Below are 24,975 nucleotides of genomic sequence, written 5' to 3'. Positions count from 1 at the left end.
ACACCCATGAAACTCAAAGAATATCTACGCATCCTCGCCCATTACGACGGTTCCGACCTGTACCTGACCGCCGATCTCGAACCCAAAGCCAAATTCCAAGGCAAACTCAAAGCCGTCGATAAAGTGATCATGACGCCGGAAATACTCAAAGCGATGGCCTACGAATTGATGAACCCTGAACAACAGCAACAGTTTGAAAAGAAACCGGAAATGAACCTTGCCATCAGCGAAGAAGGCATCGGGCGTTTCCGCGTCAATATATTCAAGCAGCGCCACAAAATCGCAATGGTGATCCGCAATATCAAAACCGACATCCCCAACGCTGACAAACTCGGTTTACCGCAAGTCTTGAAAGACGTGATCATGGAAAAACGCGGACTAATCCTCTTCGTCGGCGGCACAGGTTCGGGCAAATCCACCTCACTCGCCGCCCTGATCGACCACCGCAACGCCAGTGCAGACGGGCATATCATCACCATCGAAGACCCTGTGGAATACGTGCATCCCCACAAAAAATGTATCATCAACCAGCGCGAAGTCGGCGTTGACACCGACAGCTACGAAGACGCACTCAAAAACACCCTGCGCCAAGCCCCCGACGTGATTTTAATCGGCGAAATTCGCGCCCAAGAAACGATGGAACACGCCCTAGCCTTCGCTGAAACCGGGCATCTGTGCCTTTCCACCCTGCACGCCAATAACGCCAACCAAGCGCTCGACCGCATTATCAATTTCTTCCCAGAAGAACGCCGCCACCAATTGCTGATGGATTTATCCCTCAACCTCAAAGCCTTCGTCTCGCAACGCCTGATCCCCACCGTGGATGGCAAGCGCGTTGCCGCCATCGAAATCCTGCTCGGCACACCAATGGTGCGTGACCTGATCATGAAAGGCGACGTTCACGCCATCAAAGAAATCATGGAAAAGTCCGAAGAACAGGGGATGCAAACCTTCGACAGCCACCTCTACAAACTGTATCTGGCTGGGCAAATTTCACTGGCGGAAACCTTGCGCAATGCCGATTCACCTAGCAACTTGAAGCTGAAGATCAACCTGTCGGGGAATTTGAATAAGCCGCGTCCGACGGCTGCCGCACCTGCGCCAGAGGCAAAGCCCAAGGTGGCAGATGAGGATTTCATGGCGAAACTGTCGTTACAGCCGAAGCCGGAAGTGGAGTTGACGTAACTCACTCTCCGCACAATGATCAATTTATTCTATCAATTGATCATTATTAGTTGATCGAAAAATCAATCAAAAAAACTTATCAAATGTAAACCCGTCATTACACGCTTTCTGTTATGGTGATAAACGGTACTTGTTAATTACTATACTTCATTAATCGTCTAACGGGGGATTTGCACTATGATTTCTGTCAACAGGAATATCTGGCCTCATACCAATATATTTGGTTCGGGGCATCAAACCAAAAGCCTTACTATTCAATACCTTATATGGATTCTGCTATTCTTATCCATTATCAGTAGCTTGCCTGCTATGGCTCTCACAGACCGTGAGCAAATGCAGATGTCAGGACACAGCAATTTGCCTAAAGCCGTTGCGTCAGCTACCGGCCCTCGCACGTCACCGTTTGAACCAAGTGAAGCCTCCGATAATACTAGACATTATTCCAAAATCTCGCACTTGTCCCTAGTCAACAAATCATGTGAAAAATCAACGGGAATGCGCTACAACCTATGATCATCATTTTCACCAAGGGAACGGAACACCCATGACAGAGTACAGCTACCATGCGCTCAAAGGCAAGAGCAAAACCTTCCGCGCCATGACAGGCATAGATCTGGGTGAATTCACCAAACTGTTGCCCCATTTTCAACGGGCATACACGGCGCAGTTGATTGTTGATGGTCATGAGAGTGAAACGAAGCGAGGTCGCCCCGGCAACCTGACAACGATCGAAGATAAGTTGTTCTTTATTCTGTATTATTTGAAGACTTACCCACTGCAAGAAGTGTTGGGCTACTCCTTCAATATGTCCCAAGGGTTAGCCAATCGGTGGATACATCGCCTGTGTCCCGTTTTGCAGTCGAGCTTAAAAAGCATGGGACATTCCCCGGCCAGACTCCCCGAAGAGGTATTGGAACGCCTTTCGCATGAAATGCCGCAAGCGCTGGGCTTGGATGCGACAGAACGCCGTATCCAACGTCCGACTGACTTTGGGGTTCAGGAGGAATACTACAGTGGAAAAAAAATTCCATTCGGTGAAGAATAACATAATAGCAGGCTTAGAAGATCGTGAAATCAAATACTTGGGAGAAACACGACGCGGCAAAGACCATGACAAACGTATCGCGGATGAGGAAGGCGTGAAAGTGCCAGAAGGGTATGAGATTTACCGGGATTTGGGCTATCTGGGGCATAATTCGGGTGACGGGGCAGTTGTCCACCAACCCAAGAAAAAGCCACGAGGTAAACCCTTGAGTGATAAGGATAAAGCGCATAATCGTGCCATTTCTAGCATTCGGGTGGTCATTGAACATGTGAACAGCGGTATCAAACGGTGTCGGTGCGTCAAAGATATTTTCCGCAACTACGTGGAAGATTTTGATGATTTAGTGATGGAAATCGCTTGTGGTTTGCACAATTTGCGCACTGCCATGCGAATCAAAAACTACTGAATTCATTTAACCATCAATAAGTTGAGATTTTGGAATAATGTCTAATAGTTCAACAATTACCTCTGGCAGTGTGGGTAGTCTTGAATTTTGGCTGAACAAATCCGAGCCTTCTACAGTATTGGTTTTTAGTGAGAATGCAGAATTTACAGCCGTTTTCAAGAGACCCGATGGTTCTATCGTTCAATCAGCAAATGGCATTACTATAGAACAAGGAGAGGGATTTTTCGGTAACGAAACTGTATTGACATTAGATGCGGCAAGTGCGGTAGAAGGTACTTGGAGTGTTTCATACTCAATTACAAATACTGGCTCATATAGTCAAGCAAATATTTCTGCATTAGTGATTGATAATGCAAATAGTTTGTCAGGGACATTCTCACAAGCGCCAGGTATTTTGAAAGCGGGGCATAACGGAACTGTAGCAGTTACTTTGCAAGATGGTTCTAGCCCACTTAAAGGTGCTCAAGCTACTTTGAAACTTGCTAGTGGGGACATTGCTTTAACAGAAACTGGATCAGGTATTTATTCGGCATCAGTGAACTTCCCAGCGGAAGGAATCTATGAAGGGCAAATTGAAGTTGTATACAGCGGGCGTACCAGTTACGCAGGCGTATCAATAAATGTCATACAAGGCAAGGATGCAATCGGCTCTCCAACCGCTGATGCCGGTGTTTCCAACCCTACGAACGGACTATATGATAGCTTGAAGGTAACGGTTCCAATAACAGTGGATGATGCTATGCATTACCGCCTGACAGGAACATTGCGGACATCATCAGGAAAAACCATTGATGCCTCGGCAGAAGCTGACCTTAGTGCCGGGACAGGTTCGATTGACCTGCTGTTTGATGGAAAAAGCATTTATGCTACTGGCGAAGATGGCCCATACACGATCGAAAATTTGATTTTGTATTCTTATTCAGATGAAGTCTTTTCAAAGCTGATTGATGCAGGTGCAATGACTTATACAACATCCAGTTATGCAGTGAATTCATTCCAGCATGATGCAGTTTCTATTGACGCAAGTAAGCCAGTAACCAGTAACGCCATTGATAGCAATAGTGATGGTATGTTAGATCGTATCCAAGTTTCTATCCCGGTGGTTTCTAGCAATGCGTCGAATGCTTACTATGAATGGACAGCATCTCTCTATGATTCAGCGGGAATTCAAGTATCCCAGGCGGCAAATAGTGGAACGGTTTCTCCGGGAGATGGCACACTGACGTTGGAATTCGATGCCTCCCAAATTGGTCCGAATGCGATGGATGAACCTTTCATTTTAGGTGGTTTCTTATTGTATGGTGATTCCACACTATCACTGGATACCATTGCAGAGATCAACACGCCATCCATTAATCAGTTTGTTGGTTTTGTGCCTTGCACACTGACAGTAAATGATGTGGCATTCCCTGATACAATACTGCCAGCAGCGCCCAGCCCACAAACGCTTACTGTAACCAATACAGGAGCAGCACGTTGTGTATTGACTGGTTCAAATGTGAGTTCTAGCGATTTTACCGCGAATACCTCAACTGGTTTCCCGGTCATTATGGAAGCAGGAGCAGCAATCACCATGTCGGTTGACCTCACTAATCTGTCTACGGGTCAACATGATGCAAGTATTACGCTATCAGCTACTGGCGGACAGAACGCTATTGCCACATCAATGGTTTCAGCGAAGGTAATTTCTTCTGTTAACCATGCACCTGTGGCCAATGATGATACAGCTACAACTGGTTATGACACACCAGTGACCATCAGCGTATTGTCCAATGACGTGGATGAGGACGAAGACACCATTACTATTAGTACGGTAGATTCTGCTTCGCTTCAAGGCGGTTCTATCAAAAACAATGCCGATGGCACGGTCACATACACGCCTAAAGCGGGATTTGTAGGTGTGGACAGTTTTGGCTACAGTATTACTGATGGGAATGAAGGTTCTGATGCAGCAACAGTTAGTGTCACTGTGAATGATTTGGGAACAATGTTCATTAATAAAACCAATGTACAACCCAATGTTACGGTGGAATCTGACAAGATCAAGATTAGTGGCCTGAGTGCTGAGAGCAGATTTTCCATATCTGGTGGTGAATACAGTCTTAATGGTAGTCCCTATACCAAAAGGGCAAGAGGCACCATCAAAAATGGCGATATAGTGCAAGTAAGACATACATCTTCCAAGCAGTCAGAAAAGTCAGTAACCACTACTTTCATACTCGGCAAGACGAAGCTGAAGTTTACGAGTACCACACTTGTATTTGACATTTCCCCTGATAGTGTCAGTTTTACTGAAGCAACAGGGGTTGCACCTGCTACGCCAGTTGAGTCCAACATCATTACCGTGACAGGGATCAATGTTCCAATCGATATTTCTGTGGTTAATGGTGAATACCGAATTAATGGCGGGGACTACATCAAGAAAGCAGGAGTTGTTAAGAGTGGGGATACCGTGCAAGTCAGGCATAGATCTTCAAACCGGTCAGCTAACGCTGTAGAAACAACTCTTAAACTTGCCAAAACAAAAGTAATGTTTAAGAGTACTACTGCTACGTTTTAAACGTTGAAATAAAAAGGCCGGACTTGCTCCGGCCTTTTTTAATATTCCATCACATCCGCTCCAACACCCCAATCCCCAGCAAGCCCAAGCCGGTTTGCAGGGTTTGCAGGGTTTGTGCGGTCAGATTCGCCAGTTGCAAACGGCTGTTACGCACCTCTTCCACCACCCCGTCTTTGAGGATCGGGCAGGCTTCATAGAAACTCATAAAATTGCCCGCCAATTCGTACAAATACGTGCAAAGATGGTTCGGCAAACCCTCTTTCGCCACGCTATCCGTCGCCTCGGTGAATTGCAGCAGCTTCATCGCCAGGGTACGTTCTGCGGATTCTTGCAGGGAAACATTCACCTCCCCTGATAAGGGGAGGCCGGGAGGGGTTTCTTCTGCGCGACGGAAAATGCTCTTAATCCGCGCATACGCATACTGCAAATACGGCGCGGTATTGCCCTCGAAGCTCAGCATGGTTTCCCAATTAAAAATATAATCAGAGTTGCGGTTTTTGGACAGGTTGGCGTATTTCACCGCGCCAATGCCAACCGTGCGAGCGATGTCATGACGTTCCGTCTTACCCAACTCCGGAGATAAAGCGTAAGCACCGTTAATAGCAATAATGTACTCCACGCATAGATATACCGAACAATGAGATAACTGCCGAGCCGTTGCTCAGGGTCTATCAATGCAACGGTTGACGCCCGACTTAAATAACCATGGGCAACCATATCAAAAACCACCAGCAGACATTGCAGCAAAGGATGAATCAGAAAGATCAGGATTCTGAAATCAGTTACGGCAATCTTCCGTTCCTGTTGGTATTCCAGCAACATCCAGACCCAGATCGGATAAATTAAGGATGCCAGCAAAAAATCAAAATCCAGTAAAACCTGACCGATCAATTGCCCATTATCCCATGCAAACAGTTCGAGCACACGCAAACTGACAAAGATAGCCATGAAATAGACCTGTGCGGTAAACGGTCGGGCAATCGGTAAATAACGGTTTTTGAAGCCATCCCATCCGAACGACATCGCCATAATGCCGCTGAGTGCGTAGAGCAAAAAGGCCGCATCATTCATGATGATGGTTTCTCTCGCTTACACTGAAATGCGCTCAGGCAAACACCAACGCCTGCTCAACATCCCGCAGCAAATCCGCCACATCTTCCAACCCCGCCGACAACCTGACCAACCCTTCGCTGATCATGTGTTCTGCTCGCTCTTCCGGCGTATAAGTGGAATGCGTCATGCTCGCAGGGTGTTGCGCCAAACTTTCCGCATCGCCCAAACTCACCGCACGGGTGATCAAGTTCAAGGCATTCATGAAACGGCAACCCGCTGCAAAACCGCCCTTGAGTTCAAACGCCACCATGCCGCCCGGTTGCGCCATTTGCCGCTGTGCCAAAGCGTATTGCGGGAAACTTGCCAGACCGGGGTAATGGCAGACTTCGACCTTGGGGTGATTGGCAAGGAATTCAGCAATCGCTTGCGCATTCTGGCAGTGCCGATCCATCCGCAGCGCGAGGGTTTTCAGACCGCGTAATACCAGAAACGCATCCTGCGATGACATCACCGCGCCGGTCATATCCTTGATGCCGTAGAAGCGTACTTGGGTCAGCGTTTCCGCATCGCCGACAATTGCCCCGGCAATCAGGTCGCCGTGTCCGCCGAGGTATTTGGTGGCGGAATGCACCACGTAATCCGCACCCAATTCCAGCGGACGTTGCAAATACGGTGTGCAATAAGTGTTATCGACTACCACTTTGCAGTTGTCGTGCTGATGGGCAATGGCGGCAACCGCCGGAATATCCACCAAGCGCATATTCGGGTTGGCAGGCGATTCAAAGAACACGATGCGGGTTTTCGTGCTAATCGCAGCCGCAAGATTGGCGGGGTCAGCCATATCGACGTGAGTAATGGTTACGCCGAACTTCGCCAGCCCGTGATTAAAAAACGCATAAGTGCAACCGTACAGCGTTTTATCCGCAATGATTTCGTCGCCCGGTTTGAGCAGCGTCCACAGCAAAGCGGCGGTTGCGCCCATGCCGGAGGCTGTTACCAACGCTGCTTCCCCGCCTTCCAAATCAGCGAGGCGTTGTTCCAGCAAGACCGTGGTGGGGTTGCCAACGCGGGAATAGACAAAGCCTTGCTGCTCACCTGCAAACCGTGCGCTGCCATCTTCCACCGTGGGGAAAGTGTAGGTGGAACTCAGGTGTACCGGCGGATTCAAGTCGCCTGTACCCGCGTAAGCGTCGTAAGCGTGGTGAATGGCGCGGGTGGAAAAGCCTGCTTTCGACAACGCCACGCCTTCAAAGCGAATGCCCGCCCAGCCGTGACGCAGGAAAGTACGGATATTGGCATGGTCAGCTTCGTGCGGTGTTGCCAAGACTTTGCGGTAATGTTCGGCAAAACACGCCAGCGTTTGCGCCTCGGAAAGCCCGTGCAATTGCCCGAACGCAAACACCTTGCACGAGCCTGCATTTGTCCCCGCCGGGCTGGTGATGCAATCGTCGCCGCAACCGTTGTGAAAGGTTTGAGGCGTGTAGGTGTAATGCGCGTCAATACTGGCAATCACGCTGGCGAAATCGAGGGTGTCGGGCTGGGCATCGAGTTGAGTGAGCAATGTGGGGATCGTTAAGGGCATGGTGTTCTCTTTCGCAGGGTAACAGAGACAAGATGGTAACATTGCCAATACGCTGTAAGGCAATCAACATTTAAGCATCGCCTTGAATTTATCAATAAGCTTAACTACGCTTATGAAGTAAGTTTAATTTATCCGTAGTCACGCGCATTTTATTAAAAATATGTCTAATTATTACCGTGACTGCGTTTAGATCTCTGGGGATACGCAAGGGCTGTTGCAAGACGGAGACATGATATGCGGCGTTTTCTAAACAGACTTGCGGGTTTGTTAGTGTTGTTGACCCTTATGCCTGCTCAATTATTCGCAGGCGGGGTGGTACTTACTTTTGACGATTGGTTTGTTGACCAATGGCATGATTTTTTTGTGAACCCAGCCACTCGACCCCCCGAACTCAATGGGATTGATTTACACGCCACCTTTTTCGTCGCCCATTGGCGCAGTGACATCAAAGGTTTCGACCAAGGGAAAATGGGGGGCGACAGCCATTATGTCAAACTCAAACAACTTGAAAATGCAGGCCATGAAATTGCCTCACACAGTGTTAATCACCTCGATGCAGGACAAGCACCTTACGCCTTGGCTTGTGACAAAGCCGCACAATATTACGCGGATGAAGTAGAGCCAACGCTAAGCAATATGGCGGGGGGCGATCCCACAACAAATTCAGCATTTGATAATAATTCAGACGTTTCATTCACACCCACCAGTTATTCCTACCCATATGGCAGTGGCTTGAACGTTTATGACAACACCATCAAGGATAAAAATAGCCTGCTGTATTTACGCGGCACACTGGAAGATCGCTCAAAACCCCTGCAAAACACCGACGCTATTTACCACAAGTTAGGCGCAAGCCGCCCGCACTTGATTGGTGATGGTATCGACTTCGGGTATGACAACAGCGTGGCGGAAATTAAAGCCGCCTTGGATCGTGCCAGTAATAATGATGAAGTCATTACGTTGTACGGGCATCGCATCTTAACGGGCGAAGACCTCGGCAAAGGTTTATTGGGTATTCCCAAAGCCGATTTGTTAGAAATCATCCTCTACGCTCACAACAAAGGTTTGAAATTTTACCGTTTCCGCGAATCGTTCCAGCCTGTCCGCGTTGCGGGTATCTGCGACGGTACGCCGCCACCACCGCCACCACCACCACCACCACCACCGCCGCCATCAAATGTACTGACAGCACCCAGTAATCTTATGACTACGGTGGTTTCCGGCACTCAAATCAATTTGAAGTGGCAAGACAACAGCAGCAACGAAGCGGGATTCAAGATCGAACGCTGTGCCGGTGCAACGTGTACCAATTTCGCCGTGATCAAATCCACTGGCGCTAATGTGGTGGCATTCAACAACACGGGGCTGACCGCCGGTACGGTTTACCGTTATCGGGTACGGGCTTTCAAAGGAACGCTGTATTCCAGCTATACCACCATTGTGAATGCGCAAACCACCCCCAAACCTCTGACCAAACCGACCAGTTTGAAAACGACGGTTTTGGCTGGCAAGCAAATCAGGTTGAATTGGAAAGATGCTAACACGACCGAAACTGGCTTCAAGATCGAACGGTGTACGGGCGCTAGTTGTACCAACTTTGCAGAAATCGCCTCGGTGGGTGCCAATGTGCTGACCTTTACGAACACGGGCTTGCAGGCTGGAACGGAATACCGTTATCAAATCCGTGCCTTTAACAGTTCCAGCTTTTCGCCCTACTCTGACCGCAGTAAAGGGGTCGCAAAACCGTAGCATGTAATCTGTCGGGACTTAATAATTACTTAATCCTAGCAAATTATCGTGAAAAATGATAATTTGCTAGGATGATAGCCCGAACTCTCACCCAAGCTCTCCTTGAAGCACTACAATACCAGCCAGCGGTCGTGCTGCTTGGCGCACGTCAGGTGGGCAAAACCACGCTGGCACAACAACTGCTCACCACACACAAAGCCCTCTATGTGGATTTGGAAGATTACATCGAACGCGCTGGAGTCATGCAAAATCCCAAACTGTTTTGTGAACAGCACAAAGATGAGCTAATCATTTTCGATGAAATCCAAAACACCCCAGATTTATTCCCCGTGTTACGCGGTATCATTGACCAACGGCGGCGCGAAGGGCGTGAAGCGGGACAATTTCTGCTGCTAGGTTCAGCCTCCTTGGAATTGGTCAAGCAAGCGGGAGAACGCTTAGCGGGGCGCGTAGCGTATCTGGACATGACCCCGTTACACGCTCTCGAAGTCGGCAAGGCAAACGTCGAAACACTCTGGACACGCGGCGGTTTCCCACAAAGTTACCTCAGTGCCAGCGATGAAGAAAGTTTTCGCAAACGCAAATACCTGATCCGCAGCTATCTGGAAAAAGACATCCCGTTTTTCGACCGCAGTGTGCCGCAGGAAACCATGCAACGTCTGTGGCTGATGCTGGCACATTTGCAGGGTCAACCCTTCAATGCCAGCCAGATAGCGGAAAATTTAGGGCTGGATTACCGCAAAGTCATCGCCTACACCGACTTGCTGGTAGATCTGATGCTGGTGCGCCGCCTGCAACCGTTTCACGCCAATATCGGCAAACGTTTGGTCAAAACACCGTTTTTGTACATTCGTGACAGTGGTTTATTACACGCGCTGCTGACGATTCAGCACTGGGATACCTTGATTACTCACCCGATTGCGGGCGCAAGTTGGGAAGGCTTTGTGATCGAAAACTTGCTGGCGGTTGCCCCCGAAGGTGTCATCCCGTTTTTTTACCGCACCAGTGCAGGCGCGGAGATTGATTTGATTCTACTGTTTCCTGACCAAAGCAAGCTGGCGATGGAAATCAAACGCAACCCACGCCCTAAACTCAGCAAGGGATTTTACATTTCACAGCAAGACCTCCAACCGCAACACAGCTACGTGGTGACACCGGAAGAGAAAGTGTTTCCGCTGGATGAACACACCACGCAAATCGGGTTGTATGGATTGATGCAACGCTTGCAGGCCATGTGAACAGCATGATTTTCACTTGTCTGCCACACGTTAAACCTCCCGCCGGAAGCAATCGAGCATGTGATCATTCACCATCCCCGTCGCCTGCATAAACGCATAACACACGGTAGACCCCATGAATTTGAAGCCACGCTTTTTCAAATCCTTGCTCATTGCATCCGATTCCGGGGTGGTGGAGGTATATTCTGCCAAGGTTTTTCGGTGGTTGACAATGGGTTTGCCGCCGACAAACTGCCACAAATACGCATCAAAACTGCCGAATTCTGCCTGCACTGCCAGAAAGCGTTGCGCGTTATTGATGGTTGCCAACACTTTCAAGCGATTGCGGATAATTCCGGCATTGCCGAGCAATTCCTCGACTTTGGCAGCATCGTAAAGCGCGATTTTTTCGGGGTCGAAATCGTCGAAAGCTTGGCGGTAACTATCGCGCTTGCGCAGGATGGTGTACCAACTCAAGCCTGCTTGCGCCGATTCCAGCACAATGAACTCGAACAGCTTGCGATCGTCGTGGACAGGTACGCCCCATTCTTCGTCGTGGTAGGCGACGTAATCGGGTTTGCTCAGGTCTACCCACGCGCAACGGCACGGGGTGGTGTCATGTGTAACAGCAGTCACGGTGGTATTCCTTTTACTCTCCAGTTTCCGACTCAAACGCCAAAATATCCCCCGGCTGGCACTGCAACACTTCGCAAATCTTCTCTAGCGTGTCAAAGCGGATGCCTTTCACCTTGCCCGATTTGAGCAAGGACACATTCTGTTCGGTAATGCCAATGCGTTCCGCCAGCTCTTTCGAGCGCATTTTGCGTTTGGCGAGCATCACATCAAGGTTCACAATTATAGGCATGAGGTCACACAATCTGGCGGTTATCGTCGGCAATCGCGGCGGCGGCTTGCAAGGCATGGGCAAGCATCACCATTAACGCCCCGATTAACACCAGCAGCACATCATTCATCTCAAAACTAACTGCTATCACCTGATGCCCTTCGGGATTTTCAAGCGTTAGCACCAACACCGTCAAGAGCCGCGCCACGGGGCTGGTCACGCCAAACACCACCAACATCCACGCGAAACACTGCAATTCCGTCGCAATGTCTGGGTGGAAATAATCGCGTTGCGCCAATAAGCGAAACACGCCCGCCATCGCCCAAATCCCAAAGACCATAATCAACAGGTGCAGCGTGGAAACGCCCCACCCCATACCCAGCGCGAACGGGGTCAACTGCAAAGTTTCCGTGGTCAAGGTGGCAAAATGTTTAACGACAAGTGCTTGTCCATCGGGCAGCCACCACAGCAGCGCGTTGGATAAGAGCAGCAATGCCGCAATTACTTTTGCCGCCGGTGCCAGCCAATGTTTCAGGTGGGAAGTATTGAATTTCATAGTAACCTCATTTCATGTTGCATGAAAAAATATTACTGTATTACAATAATTTTTTCAACCAAAACGGTATTAAACCATGAAACGACTCCTCCCCATCGCCGCCGCCGTCATGCTGGGCGCATGTACGTCCATCCCCGTCAAAACGCTCTACAAACTTGCCACCGCTGACCTGATGACGGTTGATCCGAGCGTTTTACGGGTTGCCGCACAAATGCCGGATTGGGTTGCGCCACGCCCTGATGGGGTCAAGCTGGAACTCGGCATGAAGCGCGAGGGTGAAACGCCGGTTAATGAACGCTTCAACCTCGAAGCTGTACCGCTGGCACTGGAAAGTAAAACGCTTGCCGATAATGCCAAACCGGGCTATCAACTGTATGCGTACCGGCTTGCACCGGCGGATATTCCGCGCTTGCAACACTTCCGCGACACGCTGAAGGCGAAAAAAGCCGACGGTGGCAAAAAGCCGGAAACTTCAATGGGTGTCGGGGTGGATGCGTGTCGCAAGACCGAACTGCCCGCAGGCAAAATACCCGCCACCACGTTCCTGCAACTGGATCGAGAATCGGGGTATCTGCCTTTGTTGGTCGATTACGATTTGCGCCAAAAGGTGGATGGCAAGGAATTAGCGACCCTGATTCCGCCGTGTACCACTCACCCTTGAAGGGGCTGGCTTATGCTAAACTCCCTCTATCAACCCGAAGGATAATAACGGCATGAAAATCCCCTACGGCGAAAGCAATTTCAAAAAAGTCATGACGGACGGTTTTGTCTACATCGACAAAACCCACTACATCACAACCTTGGAAACCATCGGCAGCCACTTGTTTCTGCTACGCCCGCGCCGTTTTGGTAAAAGCCTGTTTTTGTCGATGCTCGAATATTATTACGACGTGGCGTATCGGGATGAATTCGCTACCCTGTTTGGTCGCCTGGCTATTGGGCAAAATCCCACCCCGTTGCACAACAGCTATCAGGTGCTGTTCATGGATTTCAGCGGCATTGATACCGACGAGGGGCATGACACGATTCTCCAGCGTATCAATGAGAAACTGGATAGCCACCTGCAACATTTTTTGCGGCGTTATGCTTATCCTGAAACGTTTCAACGTGAAGTGCTGGCGAAAACCTCACCCGCTGCCAAAATGCAGCATTTTTGGGACTTGATGTCCGGGCAAAAGCTGCTACTGTTGATCGACGAATACGACCATTTTGCCAACAGCATCTTGGCTGCTGATATGAAACTGTTCTTGCGTGTCATGGGCAAAGGCGGCTTTGTGCGCAGCTTTTACGAAACGCTCAAAACCGCCACACAACGGGGCACGCTGGATCGGCTGTTCGTCACCGGCGTTACCCCCATTATGCTCGACAGCATGACCAGCGGTTTCAACATCGGGCAAAATCTCTCGCTGCATGAAGCTTTCAACGAAGCGATTGGTTTTACCAAAGCGGAAGTCAGCAGCCTGTTGCAACCGTTGGCAGACAGTTGCCCGGTGGCGTTGGAACAGTTGCTGGCGGACGTAACCCGCTGGTACAACGGCTACCGTTTCAACATCAAAGCCCCTGAAACGGTTTACAACGCCAATATGGTGCTGTATTTCGTGAAGAATTTTGATCTGCGCCGTTGTACTTATCCCAAGCCAATGATGGATGAAAATATTGCCTCCGATTACGGCAAAATCATGGGTATGTTCAGTATTGGTAATCGTGATGAAAATTTCGCAGTGCTGGATGAGCTGATTAATCAGGGCGCAGTGCAGGCTTCACAACGCCGCAAATTTGAATTCGACAAAGGTTTTGATCGCGATGATTTCATCAGCTTACTCGCCTATATGGGCTTTGTGACCCTACAAAATGAAACGTTGGCGGGCGAAACATTCGTCATTCCCAATTACGCCATCCGCGAATTCTACTTCCATTATTTCAAAGTGGAACTGGAACGCCGCAACCAGATCAGCATCCCCAATCAGGCATTGCGGCTGGCAGTGGAAAAGCTCGCGCTGTACGCCGACATTCAGCCCTTGATGGATGAAATGGTGCGTGCTTTGCAACTGCTTTCCAACCGCGATGCGATGGGGATGGATGAAAAGCACGTCAAGGTGTTGCTGCTGACGCTGTTGTACCAGACGCAAATCTATTTCGTGCAAAGCGAACGTGAACTCAACCGCCGTTACCCCGACATTTTGCTGCTAGAACGCAACCCCATCGCGGTGCCTCACCAGCATTTGATTGAGCTGAAATACAGCAAGAAAAGCGACAAGGCAGCGGGTTGGGCAGCCAAAAAGCAGGAAGGCATGGAGCAGGTGCAAGGCTATTTGCAACTGCCAGAAATTGCCGCGTTGCAAAACCTCGTTGCATGGCTGCTGGTGACGGATGGCGAGCGGGTGGAAGTGGTTACGTTCGCTTAACTATTGGCGGCACGGCTTATGCTAAACTTCCTCTATCAACCCGACGGATTATAACGGCATGAAAATCCCCTACGGCGAAAGCAATTTCAAAACCGTCATCAGCGGTGGTTATGTTTATGTCGACAAGACTGCGACAATTACCCAGTTGGAAGAAGCAGGCAAATACCTGTTTCTGCTGCGCCCGCGCCGTTTTGGTAAAAGCCTGTTTTTATCGATGCTCGAATATTATTACGACGTGGCGTATCGGGAGGAATTCGATAACCTGTTTGGTCGGTTGGCTATTGGGCAGAATCCCACGCCGTTGCACAACAGCTATCAGGTGCTGTTTATGGATTTCAGCGGCATTGATACCGATGAGGGACATGACACGATTCTCCAGCGCATCAATGAGAAACTGGATAGCCACCTGCAACATTTTTTGCGGCGTTATTCTTATCCTGAAACGTTTCAACGCGAAGTGCTGGCAAAAACCTCACCCGCTGCCAAAATGCAGCATTTCTGGGACTTAATGTCCGGGCAAAAACTGCTGCTGCTGATCGACGAATACGACCATTTTGCTAACAGCATTCTCGCCGCTGATATGAAACTGTTCTTGCGGGTCATGGGCAAGGGTGGCTTTGTGCGCAGCTTCTACGAAACGCTCAAAACCGCTACACAACGCGGTACGCTGGATCGGCTGTTCGTCACCGGCGTTACCCCCATTATGCTGGATAGCATGACCAGCGGTTTTAACATTGGGCAAAATCTCTCGCTGCATGAAGCTTTCAACGAAGCGATTGGTTTTACCAAAACAGAAGTCAGCAGCCTGTTGCAACCGTTGGCAGACAGTTGCCCGGTGGCGTTGGAACAGTTGCTGGCGGACGTAACCCGCTGGTACAACGGCTACCGTTTCAACATCAAAGCCCCTGAAACGGTTTACAACGCCAATATGGTGCTGTATTTCGTGAAGAATTTTGATCTGCGCCGTTGTACTTATCCCAAGCCAATGATGGATGAAAATATTGCCTCCGATTACGGCAAAATCATGGGCATGTTCAGTATTGGTAATCGTGATGAAAATTTCGCAGTGCTGGATGAGCTGATTAATCAGGGCGCAGTGCAGGCTTCACAACGCCGCAAATTTGAATTCGACAAAGGTTTTGATCGCGATGATTTCATCAGCTTACTCGCCTACATGGGCTTTGTGACCCTACAAAATGAAACCTTGGCGGGCGAAACATTCGTCATTCCCAATTACGCCATCCGCGAATTCTACTTCCATTATTTCAAAGTGGAACTGGAACGCCGCAACCAGATCAGCATCCCCAATCAGGCATTGCGGCTGGCAGTGGAAAAGCTCGCGCTGTACGCCGACATTCAGCCCTTGATGGATGAAATGGTGCGTGCTTTGCAACTGCTTTCCAACCGCGATGCGATGGGGATGGATGAAAAGCACGTCAAGGTGTTGCTGCTGACGCTGTTGTACCAGACGCAAATCTATTTCGTGCAAAGCGAACGTGAACTCAACCGCCGTTACCCCGACATTTTGCTGCTAGAACGCAACCCCATCGCGGTGCCTCACCAGCATTTGATTGAGCTGAAATACAGCAAAAAAAGCGACAAGGCAGCGGGTTGGGCAGCCAAAAAGCAGGAAGGCATGGAGCAGGTGCAAGGCTATTTGCAACTGCCAGAAATTGCCGCGTTGCAAAACCTCGTTGCATGGCTGCTGGTGACGGATGGCGAGCGGGTGGAAGTGGTGACGTTCTAAAACAGAATTTCACAACGCTTGCCGAAACGTCAGGTTGATACGCACTTCACCCAGCAGCGGATGTTGCCCCGCCTTGAGTGGCGCAATGCCGTGGAATACCAACCGCGCTGCCCCGCCCCACACCACCACATCGCCGTGCAGCAATGGCACTTTCACCGCCTTGTCACTGCGCTGCAATCCGCCCCACAAGAATGTTGCGGGCAAACCCAACGACACCGACACAATCGGCGCGGTCAGGTCGCGTTCGTCGTGATCCTGATGCAGTGCCATTTTCGCCCCCACCGGATAGCGGTTGATCAGGCAAGCATCCGGCTGGAATGCGGGGAAACCTGCCGCCAGTGCTGCGGCTTGCGCCAAGCTGCGGAAATCCGCTGGCAGCGCAGGCCACGCTTGCCCACTCAGCGGGTCGGTGGTGCTGTAGCGGTAGCCTTTGCGGTCGGTGATCCAGCCCGCCGTGCCGCAATTGGTCATCGCCACCGACATCGTATAGCCGCCGGGCGTTTGCATCTGCCGGAACGGGGCGTGGGCAGCAATGGCGTGGATGCCTGCCAGCAAGCTGTCGGTGTGGGCGGTGGCGTATTGGCGCAATACCAGCGCACCGGGGCTTAAGGGTTCAGTCCACGGTTCGGGCGGGGTGTTGAAGAGGTCGAGGTTCATGCTGGTATTCTAACGATTTGATGTGCAAAATCGAGACATTCATTAATTTTTCAACTTTTTACATTTTTAGGGGAAATTTGTGCATATTAAAGACTTTATTGGCAATATTTCCACATCCGATAGCTCTCGAACCAAACGAGCGCGTATCCATCAGGGTTGGTGGCGAGCCTTCGTCCTAAAGCAACCCGCCGGACAACATCCTATCAAAAAAGATATGACGGTATGCAATGTATTACCCGTTCAAACGGCTGGCTATAGCAATTTTATAACGGAAAGTATCGGTGATCTGGCTGAACGTACAGCAAAAGAACATAACAACACAAAGTCTGCCGGAATGATGGAAATGAATCGCCTGAAAACCAACCTACTTTCCAGCCAACCGCTGTGTTTCAATTTCTTTGGGCTTCTAGCACTAGACCGTGAGCTTGGTCTGAAAACCATTAAAGCTTTTTTTCCCGAAATAACGGGATTTTCAGGCGTAAAATTTGAATATGCGCCATCACCAAAGGAAGAATACACCAATGACAATTCAGCTTTTGACGTTGCATTGGAGGTATCCATCGGTGATCAACAAGGTCTCATTGGGATTGAATGCAAGTATACTGAACCGTTTTCTCCGCACGAGTACAGAAAGTCTGACTATGAAAATATCCACAATGCGAGCAATAATTTTCTTGCCAGTTATGAGGTGTTGACCAGTAGCACATTCAATCAGCTCTATAGAAATCAACTCATTGCCGAAGCATTACTGCAAAAGGGTCATTATCAATTTGTGAAAACGGCACTCTTCTGTTCACCTGATGACGAAAATGCCAAAAATGTGGGTAATGAGTTTGGTAAAATGCTCAAAAGCGGCTTCACCGTTATCGACTTTTTTGAATACATTACCGCCATGCAAAAACTTGATCTCACGCCTACTCAACGAAAAAACACTATGATGTTGTGGGCGCGGTATATGGCGCATGAATTAAGTCACGCTGCTTCGTTAGAGTATTAAAGATAACAACCCTCATGATTGACCACCAAAAATTCCAGTTGGTACGTTTGAAGAAATATTTAACGGGTCAGGGCATTAGAAAAAAGCACAATAACCTAAAGATCGCACAACACAATAACCTAATAATGGCATAGCATGATAACCTAAAGATTGTCTGTCACAGCCCGCGAGTACCCCCATGTCCCCAGCCGACAAACTGGCACAATCCCTGAGTGTCTTGAAAGCCTTGCAAGACCAACAGCGCGTTGGCATCCAAAGCAGCGAGCTAACCCGCACCCACCGCGAACGCCTGCTGCAACAAGGTTTCCTGCGCGAAGTCATGAAGGGCTGGTTCATCCCCACCCGCCCGGATGAACGCCAAGGTGAAAGCACTTCTTGGTACGCATCCTTCTGGGGTTTCTGTCACGATTATCTAAATACCCGCTTTGGCACTGAATGGTGTTTGGGCGCAGAACAATCCATCAGTCTGCACGTCGGCAACTGGACAATTCCCCGGCAATTGCTGGTACGCTCCCCTAAGGCAGGCAATAAGCCGACAGCACTCTTGCATGGCACATCATTGCTGGATTTGCGCTTAGAGATTCCCGCCCCTGCATACATCCAAACCCTTGACGGTATTCGCGTTATGCGGCTGGAAGTCGCACTCATCCAATGCTTACCGCGCCAGTTCAGCGCCAACCCGATTGAAATGCGGGCAGCGTTGGCAATGTTGCCCGATGCGTCCAACCTGTTACGGCATTTGTTGGAAGGCGGCAATAGTGTCGTGGCAGGGCGTTTGGCTGGCGCGTTTCGCAATATCGGGCGGGATGCCATCGCCGATAATCTACTTGCCACCCTCCGCAGTGCCGGTTACAGCGTTAGCGAGCAAGACCCATTTGCGGATAGGCCGACGTTACCTTTGCAAAGCCGCAGCCATTCCGTTCCTTTAAATGTGAATTAAGGGCAAACAACCAGCCATAGTGAAAGCCATTATCATACGTGAACTCTCTACTTTTCTCGGATGTACTGGACTCTCACTATGGACTGGCAAGATCAATTGATAGCGATTTATCTGTACCTTTGCAAGCAATATAAAGCGGATCTTTGGGCGTGTGTACAGCGTTTCTCTCCCCATGTTGAATGACAACTGACTGATGAGGAAGTCATTACGCTGTACTGGTTTGGCTTGCTGGACGGTCATCGCAGCATCAAACAGATTCATACTTATGCCGATCGCCATTTACGGGACTGGTTCCCCGCGTTGCCGAGTTATCCTGCTTATGTGATGCGCCTGAACCGTTTGGCTGACCTGTTCGCCCCGCTATTGGAGCGCATCCAGTCTCAGGTTCCTCCAACGGATGGCAAACTGCTAGTGGACTCTTTCCCCGTTGCGTTGGCAAGACAGGGGCATCGCTTCAAAGCTTGTGTCGCTGCCAATATTGCTGATCATGGCTACTGTGCGACGAAAAAACTGTATTTTTATGGGGTACGTGTTCATGTCATTGGACGTAAACAAGCGGGAACGTTGCCCACACCCGAATACATCGGTTTGCTGCCTGCCAGCGCACCGGATGGCAAAGTGTTTGACCAAATTAGACCTGTCCTGAAGCAGGAGGAAGTCTTCGGTGACAAAGCGTATCAGCGACCGGATGCTGCCGATGTTGAACAATCCCAGCAACTGACCGTGCTCACACCGGTCAAAAAGAAAAAGGGACAACGCTATCTGGATGCCGATGAGCAATGGCTGTCAACCGCTGTGTCACAAGTACGCCAACCGATTGAAACGCTGTTTGCTTGGATTGAGAGGAAAACCGGTATTGAAGTTGCCTCAAATGTACGTTCATACCAAGGATTGCTCGTTCATGTATTTGGACGATTAGCTGCCGCTCTGTTTTTCTGGAATCAGCTACGAAAATGCCCTTAATTCACATTTAAACTTATGCAAACTTAACCAAGGTCAAGTTTGCAGTTAAATTTCTGCTTCATTGGGGCTGGTTTCGTCTTCGGCTTGTGCCCAAGACCAGAGCCTTCCCCTCCACAGGCCGACACAGTGGAACTCACGGCGTGGTTGCTGAGCGTAGCCGAAGCATACGCTTGCAAATTCTTGGCAGCGTTTACGTCACGGTAATGAACTAAGGTACTCCCCATTGTCAAGACTACAATCTCAAGAAATTAAGATAACGGGTGGTTGATAAAAATCTGTCTTCTCCTGCCCATCCTGCCGTCCTAAAAAATACACAGCAGCAGGTGTGCGATAGTCCAAAGACTGGTGCAAGCGTCGGTGGTTGTAGAATTGGAAGTAGTCCTGCAAACCTGTCCTTGCCTCCTGCACCGTCTGTATGTCCTGCAAATAAACATATTCATATTTGATTGTTCGCCACAGCCGTTCAATAAAAATATTGTCCAGTGCGCGTCCTCGTCCGTCCATACTGACACGGATACCTTTGTTGAGCAGCGGCGCAGTGAAACGAGGTGTCGTGAATTGTGCGCCTTGGTCAGTATTGAAGATTTCACACGATCCGCTATCTAGCAACTCACCAACCGCTTCAATGCAAAAATCAGCTTCCAATGTGGTACTGATTGCCCATCCCAATACATAACGGCTGTACCAGTCGATCACTGCCATCAGGTAGACAAAGCCGTGTGTCAGCCGAATATAGGTGATGTCAGTACTCCACACTTGATCGCAGCGATTAATCACCAAACCCCGCAGCAGGTAAGGGAAAATCTCATGTTCAGGGTTGGGTTTGCTGGTGTTGGGCTTTTGGTAAACCGCTTCCAAACCCATCGTGCGTAATAACCGCCTCACCCGCTTTACGTTCACCATATGTCCTAGTGTATGCAAATGCACTGTCATTTTGAGCACGCCATATAGGAATCCGCTCTCATTCGTGTAAAGTGTGTATCCCATTAGACAATGATGGAAGCAGCAAATGGAATGCCAGAGCCTCGAAAGTTTTATCGAAACAACCAAAGATGTGCGGGAGTATCGCCGTGCCTTAAGTATAACCTGAGTTCGGGATAAGCCATCCCTCGATTTAGATTACAACCAGTGCTGATGTTTTTAAATCCAGTGCTGGTTTTTTATCTTGATAGGCATATGCCACCAAGCCAGCAATGATGTTAATCATATAGTTAACCTGAGTTCGGGATAAGCCATCCCTCAATTTAGATCACAACCAGTGCTGATGTTTTTAAATCCAGTGCTGGTTTTTTATCTTGATAGGCATATGCCACCAAGCCAGCAATGATGTTAATCATATAGTTAACCTGAGTTCGGGATAAGCCATCCCTCGATTTAGATCACAACCAATGCTGATGTTTTTAAATCCAGTGCTGATTTTTTATCTTGATATACCTCACAGCGCCAAGACTTGAACATTTTTAAAGGTTTGAAAGTTTGTTGTCATCAACTGTGCCAGTTCTTTCTTGTGATCAGTATCCAGCTTGTCGAGACAGTTGGTGATGGCCGACTTGAAAGCGGGAAACTTATCATAGTACTTCGAGTACAAGCATTTTTTCTTGACGAACTTCCACAACCGTTCAATCAGATTGAGGTTGGGTGAATAGGTCGGTAAAAACAATAGTTCAATATTGAGCCTTTTCGCACAGGCAAACACGGCTTCACAGCGTTGATACTTGGCATTATCCAAGACCAACGTGATCGGTATTTTGAGTGCTAACGCTGCAATTTTTTCCAATAATTCACACACGCTGCCAGCGTTGATATAGGTATCGTTAGTGAGGGTGATCAGTTGCAGTGTTATCACATTGAGTGCGCCCAATACGTTGTAACGTTGTCGACCACAGGGCGCTTTGATGAATACGCGGGAAAATGACCACAAAAATCCCAGAAACGGTGCTAAAACGAAGTGGGCGGCATCGACAAAAAAAGGGCGCGTTTACCTTCTTGAGCCTCTTGAATGCGCGGTTTAAGTTCATTTTCCAAGAACTTTTCTTGTGCTTCCACATCAGCTTTGGCGGGTATCATCCCCACTTTACGGATGTCCATCCCTATTTTCTTCATAAAGATACGTACCCTGTCCTCGCTGCGTTTGATGCCTGTCAGCTCCTCAATCTTGGCGGCTGCTGCCTTGCTGGTCGCGGGTGGATATTCACGAAAATAGGTCTCAATCTTGTCTTTATATGCCATCAAATCACTCTTTGGTTTATTGAAGCGTATTTCTTTAAGAGCTTCTAAACCGTTAGGTTGTTGGTAGGCGTTTAGGTAGGCAAGCAGCGTGGCTTCTGTAATCCTTTCCAATCGTTTGATTTCCTTATGCGTCAACTGTTGGGATTTCAGGTACAGCACGGACATTTTCTTACGGACTCTGGGATGAGGGTGGCGCTCCTTCCAGTAGAACAGCTCCGCTACCTCATCATCAGTGAAGGTGATTTTTAATGTCATACATTACTCATAGTTGCCTTTATTGACCGTCAGTTAACCATATTTACTTGATTACTAGAAAGCCATTTTATGGCACTGATTGGTATAGGCATAAGCCACCAAGCCAGCAATGATGTTAATCATATAGTTAGTGAGTGAACGGTGGCGTGAATGCTCAATTTGTGAAATATTTTTCAACTGATCATTGATGGTTTCGATGATGCTCCGTTTACGCAACATCAGTGTATCGAACGTGTCACGCGCCACGGGTTTCATGTTTTTCTTCAGCGAGGTAATCCATTCAACCCCTTGCTCTGCCAACGATTCTGTCAATGCCTTGGAAATGTAGCCACGATCACCAAAGACTTTGCCGACCACTTTTTTCAGCAACGTGGGAACGGGCTTACGGTCATCGGTATTACCCGAAGTAATGGCAAACGATAAAATATTGCCGCAGTCATCCACGACCAAATGAAGTTTGAACCCATAAAACCAGCCTGTTGACGATTTACCCCACCCTGCCTCTTTGCGAAAGGTGTGATGGCGTGGAATACGCAAATTTTCACAGACTTTCAAGGGGGTAGAGTCTATGAAGGCAATACCTCGTCCCGTTTCACAGCGTTGCTGCATAAACAGGGTTAGTGGCAAAAGAACACGCGGCATTAACTCAATAAAACGTTGATAACTAGGGAGTTGCGGGAAATGACCCTTAAGAAATACTTTGACATGACGCTCATAATACCACTTGAAAGTACGATACCCCACTTGGTGGTAATGCACCAAAATCGTCATAATTTCACTATCGCCAAGACCACTGTGGCGACGACGATGCCCGCCTTTCGGGGTCAATAACGTTTTGTTCCATTCGGGATGAAAGTCCTGACAAAAATCGTCAATGGCACAGAATAACCGTGTTAGCATCTCAGTAGCAGCCTTTAGTGGGGTCAATGTGGTGTGTGGTTACTCACATTCTCCCATGAAAGGCTGCGCCTTACCTTATCCCGAACTCAGGTTAAATAGATGGCATTGCACGCATGATTTGCCGCACATTCTGCTACTTTTTCGAGTAAACACGCGCCATATCCGTTGCCTCGGTATTTTTCATCTACCCACATATTGTCCAGATAACATTTAGTGAAGTGGATTTTTACAGTTGCCCCTCCAATAAGCCGTCCATCTACCTTCAAGTGAAAAGCCTTCCTGACGGGAAGAACGCCCTGTATTTGGGATAGGCCATAGTCCATCACGCCTTGCAGGATAGGCGCTATATCCTCGTCAGCAGGGTCTTGAATTTCTACTATTTGCATCGTCGTCGTGCCTCTGTACCGCTCATTTAACCAAAATCTGCATCTGTATCGCCTCCCGCGTACCGCCTATACTGCCGCCACTGACCACAGATTTTGAGGAATACCGATGATTGCCGAAACCTTCAACCTCACTGCTTACTGCCAGCGCATCGGCTACACGGGTGAATTACGCCCCGACCTTGCCACCGTGCAAGCCTTGATGCAACACCAGTTGCGCAGTGTACCCTTTGAAAATCTGGATGTATTGGCAGGCAAACCCATTTCCCTCAACCCCGCCGACATCGTAGCGAAAATCGTTGGCAAGCAGCGCGGCGGCTACTGCTACGAAGTCAACGGGCTGTTTGCAATGGCACTGCAAGCGTTGCAAATCCCTTATCAATTCGTTGCCGCCCGCCCGATGTTTTACCCCATGAAACGCCCGCGTACCCACATGGCCTTGCTGGTCACGCTGGACGGAGTGGAATGGCTGTGTGATTTGGGTTTTGGCAGTTACGGCATCCGCGCACCGCTGCGGCTGGATGTGCTGGAAACGCCAATCCCTCAAGGTTGCGACACTTTCATGCTGAGTGAGGAAGGTGGCGATATTGTCCTCAAAGCGCAAGTGGATGGTGCATGGGTGAAGCAATACGGCTTTAATCGTTGCCCAGTCGAGTGGATTGATTTTGCTCCGGCAAACTGGTTGAACTCTACCCATCCTGACGCGGTGTTTACCCAGAAACCGTTGGTGGTGCGCTTCACGGTCAGTGGGCGCAACATCCTGTTTGGTGACAGTTTCAAACAAGTGAAGGAAGGTATTACTACGCAACGCACCCTTGCCCTACACGAACAGACTGCGGTATTGGCGGAACATTTCGGTATCAAACACTTTAAAAAGTAAAAGGGTGAAATCTCTTCACCCTTTTAGTAAATGACTCGCCAAACCATTCAGCTTGGCTAGCTGTACCTTAGAAACGGTTCAATAATTCCAGTGCCTTGAGCGAAGAGCCAACATTCACTGCGGTTTCAGCCACGGCATTGATGCCGTGCAGTGAAGTATCTACGCCATCACGGGCTGCGGCATTACCGGCCATTTGCGTTTCGGCTTCATTCATTCGCGCTACTTGCTGGCGGTTAATCTGCTCCGCTTGAGCTTGAGACATAATCGCACCGGGTTTGCTCGCGGCACTATTAATACTGGTCGCCGTAATGTTGTTACCACCCGTAGAAGCACAACCGCTAAACAGCAAAACAGAGGCTAAAAGAACAGGTGAAAAATGGATGGTTTTCATAAATTGAATCCTTTGTTGTTAGATTAAAATG

The 24,975-nt window shown here is 49.0% G+C and carries 24 protein-coding genes and 2 pseudogenes; 13 read left to right on the top strand and 13 right to left on the bottom strand.

Annotated elements, in window-relative coordinates:
* Window positions 1-6: 6 nt before the first annotated feature.
* The 4 genes from HMY34_RS07160 (at window position 7) to HMY34_RS07145 (ending at window position 5,196) form a co-directional block, all read left to right on the top strand.
* Complete coding sequence (locus HMY34_RS07160) at window positions 7-1,185, top strand: PilT/PilU family type 4a pilus ATPase (RefSeq protein WP_202718573.1); 1,179 nt, start codon at window positions 7-9, stop codon at window positions 1,183-1,185.
* Between the two features lie 544 nt (window positions 1,186-1,729).
* The gene (locus HMY34_RS07155; RefSeq protein ID WP_202715414.1) at window positions 1,730-2,230 is read left to right on the top strand and encodes a helix-turn-helix domain-containing protein; all 501 of its coding nucleotides are present in this window, start codon (window positions 1,730-1,732) and stop codon (window positions 2,228-2,230) included.
* Window positions 2,199-2,636 carry a transposase family protein gene (locus tag HMY34_RS07150; protein ID WP_202715415.1) on the top strand — a complete coding sequence of 146 codons (438 nt, stop codon included), beginning with the start codon at window positions 2,199-2,201 and terminating at the stop codon, window positions 2,634-2,636. The genes HMY34_RS07155 and HMY34_RS07150 overlap by 32 nt, the downstream gene beginning before the upstream one ends.
* 37 nt (window positions 2,637-2,673) lie before the next feature.
* Window positions 2,674-5,196 (top strand): Ig-like domain-containing protein, encoded by a 2,523-nt coding sequence (locus HMY34_RS07145; protein ID WP_202718572.1) that lies wholly within the window; start codon window positions 2,674-2,676, stop codon window positions 5,194-5,196.
* A 49-nt stretch (window positions 5,197-5,245) separates the two neighbouring features.
* Here the strand turns inward: HMY34_RS07145 and argS are convergent, their stop codons facing one another.
* From argS to HMY34_RS07130, 3 genes are read right to left on the bottom strand one after another with little or no spacing between them, the layout of a single operon-like run.
* On the bottom strand, window positions 5,246-5,815 hold the full coding sequence (gene argS / locus HMY34_RS07140) for an arginine--tRNA ligase domain-containing protein (protein WP_228288003.1): 570 nt from the start codon (window positions 5,813-5,815) through the stop codon (window positions 5,246-5,248).
* Window positions 5,713-6,267 carry a histidine kinase N-terminal 7TM domain-containing protein gene (locus tag HMY34_RS07135; RefSeq protein WP_202718571.1) on the bottom strand — a complete coding sequence of 185 codons (555 nt, stop codon included), beginning with the start codon at window positions 6,265-6,267 and terminating at the stop codon, window positions 5,713-5,715. Before HMY34_RS07135 ends, argS begins: the two co-directional genes overlap by 103 nt.
* Before the next feature lie 34 nt (window positions 6,268-6,301).
* On the bottom strand, window positions 6,302-7,831 hold the full coding sequence (locus HMY34_RS07130; RefSeq protein ID WP_228288002.1) for a methionine gamma-lyase: 1,530 nt from the start codon (window positions 7,829-7,831) through the stop codon (window positions 6,302-6,304).
* Between the two features lie 234 nt (window positions 7,832-8,065).
* Here HMY34_RS07130 and HMY34_RS07120 point away from each other — a divergent pair, with 234 nt between their 5' ends.
* Together HMY34_RS07120 and HMY34_RS07115 are read left to right on the top strand one after the other, a co-directional pair.
* Window positions 8,066-9,580, top strand: coding sequence for a fibronectin type III domain-containing protein (locus HMY34_RS07120; RefSeq protein ID WP_202718570.1), 1,515 nt, complete (start codon window positions 8,066-8,068; stop codon window positions 9,578-9,580).
* A gap of 71 nt (window positions 9,581-9,651) precedes the next feature.
* The gene (locus HMY34_RS07115; RefSeq protein ID WP_202718569.1) at window positions 9,652-10,818 is read left to right on the top strand and encodes an ATP-binding protein; all 1,167 of its coding nucleotides are present in this window, start codon (window positions 9,652-9,654) and stop codon (window positions 10,816-10,818) included.
* A 30-nt stretch (window positions 10,819-10,848) separates the two neighbouring features.
* On the opposite strand, the gene HMY34_RS07110 is transcribed toward HMY34_RS07115, so the two are convergent.
* From HMY34_RS07110 to HMY34_RS07100, 3 genes are read right to left on the bottom strand one after another with little or no spacing between them, the layout of a single operon-like run.
* The gene (locus tag HMY34_RS07110; RefSeq protein WP_202718568.1) at window positions 10,849-11,433 is read right to left on the bottom strand and encodes a DNA-3-methyladenine glycosylase I; all 585 of its coding nucleotides are present in this window, start codon (window positions 11,431-11,433) and stop codon (window positions 10,849-10,851) included.
* Between the two features lie 13 nt (window positions 11,434-11,446).
* Window positions 11,447-11,662 carry a helix-turn-helix domain-containing protein gene (locus HMY34_RS07105; protein WP_202718567.1) on the bottom strand — a complete coding sequence of 72 codons (216 nt, stop codon included), beginning with the start codon at window positions 11,660-11,662 and terminating at the stop codon, window positions 11,447-11,449.
* Window positions 11,663-11,666: 4 nt separating this feature from the next.
* On the bottom strand, window positions 11,667-12,197 hold the full coding sequence (locus HMY34_RS07100) for a DUF2975 domain-containing protein (RefSeq protein WP_202718566.1): 531 nt from the start codon (window positions 12,195-12,197) through the stop codon (window positions 11,667-11,669).
* Window positions 12,198-12,273: 76 nt separating this feature from the next.
* Between HMY34_RS07100 and HMY34_RS07095 the strand changes: the two genes are divergently transcribed.
* From HMY34_RS07095 to HMY34_RS07085, 3 genes are read left to right on the top strand one after another with little or no spacing between them, the layout of a single operon-like run.
* Entirely contained in the window at window positions 12,274-12,858 is a 585-nt protein-coding gene (locus HMY34_RS07095; RefSeq protein WP_202718565.1) for a hypothetical protein, read from the top strand.
* A 52-nt stretch (window positions 12,859-12,910) separates the two neighbouring features.
* On the top strand, window positions 12,911-14,602 hold the full coding sequence (locus tag HMY34_RS07090) for an AAA family ATPase (RefSeq protein WP_202718564.1): 1,692 nt from the start codon (window positions 12,911-12,913) through the stop codon (window positions 14,600-14,602).
* Window positions 14,603-14,660: 58 nt separating this feature from the next.
* A complete protein-coding gene (locus HMY34_RS07085) occupies window positions 14,661-16,349 on the top strand; it encodes an AAA family ATPase (RefSeq protein WP_202718563.1) in 1,689 nt (562 codons plus the stop codon).
* A 9-nt stretch (window positions 16,350-16,358) separates the two neighbouring features.
* Here HMY34_RS07085 and alkB read toward each other — a convergent pair whose 3' ends face one another.
* Window positions 16,359-17,006 carry a DNA oxidative demethylase AlkB gene (gene alkB, locus HMY34_RS07080; RefSeq protein ID WP_202718562.1) on the bottom strand — a complete coding sequence of 216 codons (648 nt, stop codon included), beginning with the start codon at window positions 17,004-17,006 and terminating at the stop codon, window positions 16,359-16,361.
* 79 nt (window positions 17,007-17,085) lie between these two features.
* Here alkB and HMY34_RS07075 point away from each other — a divergent pair, with 79 nt between their 5' ends.
* The 3 genes from HMY34_RS07075 to HMY34_RS07065 all read left to right on the top strand — a co-directional run bounded on the left by HMY34_RS07075 (window position 17,086) and on the right by HMY34_RS07065 (window position 19,906).
* Window positions 17,086-18,003 carry a PGN_0703 family putative restriction endonuclease gene (locus HMY34_RS07075; protein ID WP_202718561.1) on the top strand — a complete coding sequence of 306 codons (918 nt, stop codon included), beginning with the start codon at window positions 17,086-17,088 and terminating at the stop codon, window positions 18,001-18,003.
* Window positions 18,004-18,181: 178 nt separating this feature from the next.
* Window positions 18,182-18,943 (top strand): hypothetical protein, encoded by a 762-nt coding sequence (locus tag HMY34_RS07070; RefSeq protein WP_202718560.1) that lies wholly within the window; start codon window positions 18,182-18,184, stop codon window positions 18,941-18,943.
* 225 nt (window positions 18,944-19,168) lie between these two features.
* Window positions 19,169-19,906: a transposase gene (locus HMY34_RS07065; protein ID WP_202718559.1), complete on the top strand. Its 738-nt coding sequence runs from the start codon at window positions 19,169-19,171 to the stop codon at window positions 19,904-19,906.
* A gap of 240 nt (window positions 19,907-20,146) precedes the next feature.
* On the opposite strand, the gene HMY34_RS07060 is transcribed toward HMY34_RS07065, so the two are convergent.
* From HMY34_RS07060 to HMY34_RS07045, 5 genes and pseudogenes are all read right to left on the bottom strand, one after another.
* Window positions 20,147-20,893, bottom strand: a complete 747-nt coding sequence (locus HMY34_RS07060; protein WP_266096951.1) for an IS3 family transposase — start codon at window positions 20,891-20,893, stop codon at window positions 20,147-20,149.
* 257 nt (window positions 20,894-21,150) lie between these two features.
* Window positions 21,151-21,261, bottom strand: a pseudogene (locus tag HMY34_RS20625) (IS982 family transposase); the annotation flags it as partial.
* Window positions 21,262-21,341: 80 nt separating this feature from the next.
* Window positions 21,342-22,390, bottom strand: a pseudogene (locus HMY34_RS07055) (IS630 family transposase).
* Between the two features lie 54 nt (window positions 22,391-22,444).
* Complete coding sequence (locus HMY34_RS07050; protein ID WP_202718558.1) at window positions 22,445-23,290, bottom strand: IS982 family transposase; 846 nt, start codon at window positions 23,288-23,290, stop codon at window positions 22,445-22,447.
* 86 nt (window positions 23,291-23,376) lie between these two features.
* The gene (locus tag HMY34_RS07045) at window positions 23,377-23,676 is read right to left on the bottom strand and encodes a GNAT family N-acetyltransferase (protein ID WP_202718557.1); all 300 of its coding nucleotides are present in this window, start codon (window positions 23,674-23,676) and stop codon (window positions 23,377-23,379) included.
* Between the two features lie 106 nt (window positions 23,677-23,782).
* Between HMY34_RS07045 and HMY34_RS07040 the strand changes: the two genes are divergently transcribed.
* Entirely contained in the window at window positions 23,783-24,553 is a 771-nt protein-coding gene (locus tag HMY34_RS07040; RefSeq protein ID WP_202718556.1) for an arylamine N-acetyltransferase family protein, read from the top strand.
* Window positions 24,554-24,620: 67 nt separating this feature from the next.
* Here HMY34_RS07040 and HMY34_RS07035 read toward each other — a convergent pair whose 3' ends face one another.
* Window positions 24,621-24,944, bottom strand: a complete 324-nt coding sequence (locus HMY34_RS07035; RefSeq protein ID WP_202718555.1) for an NGK_0946 family protein — start codon at window positions 24,942-24,944, stop codon at window positions 24,621-24,623.
* Between the last annotated feature and the right edge of the window lie 31 nt (window positions 24,945-24,975).

Source organism: Thiothrix subterranea (assembly GCF_016772315.1).
In the GTDB taxonomy this organism is placed as follows: domain Bacteria; phylum Pseudomonadota; class Gammaproteobacteria; order Thiotrichales; family Thiotrichaceae; genus Thiothrix; species Thiothrix subterranea.
This window is presented reverse-complemented; position numbering and strand designations above follow the sequence as displayed.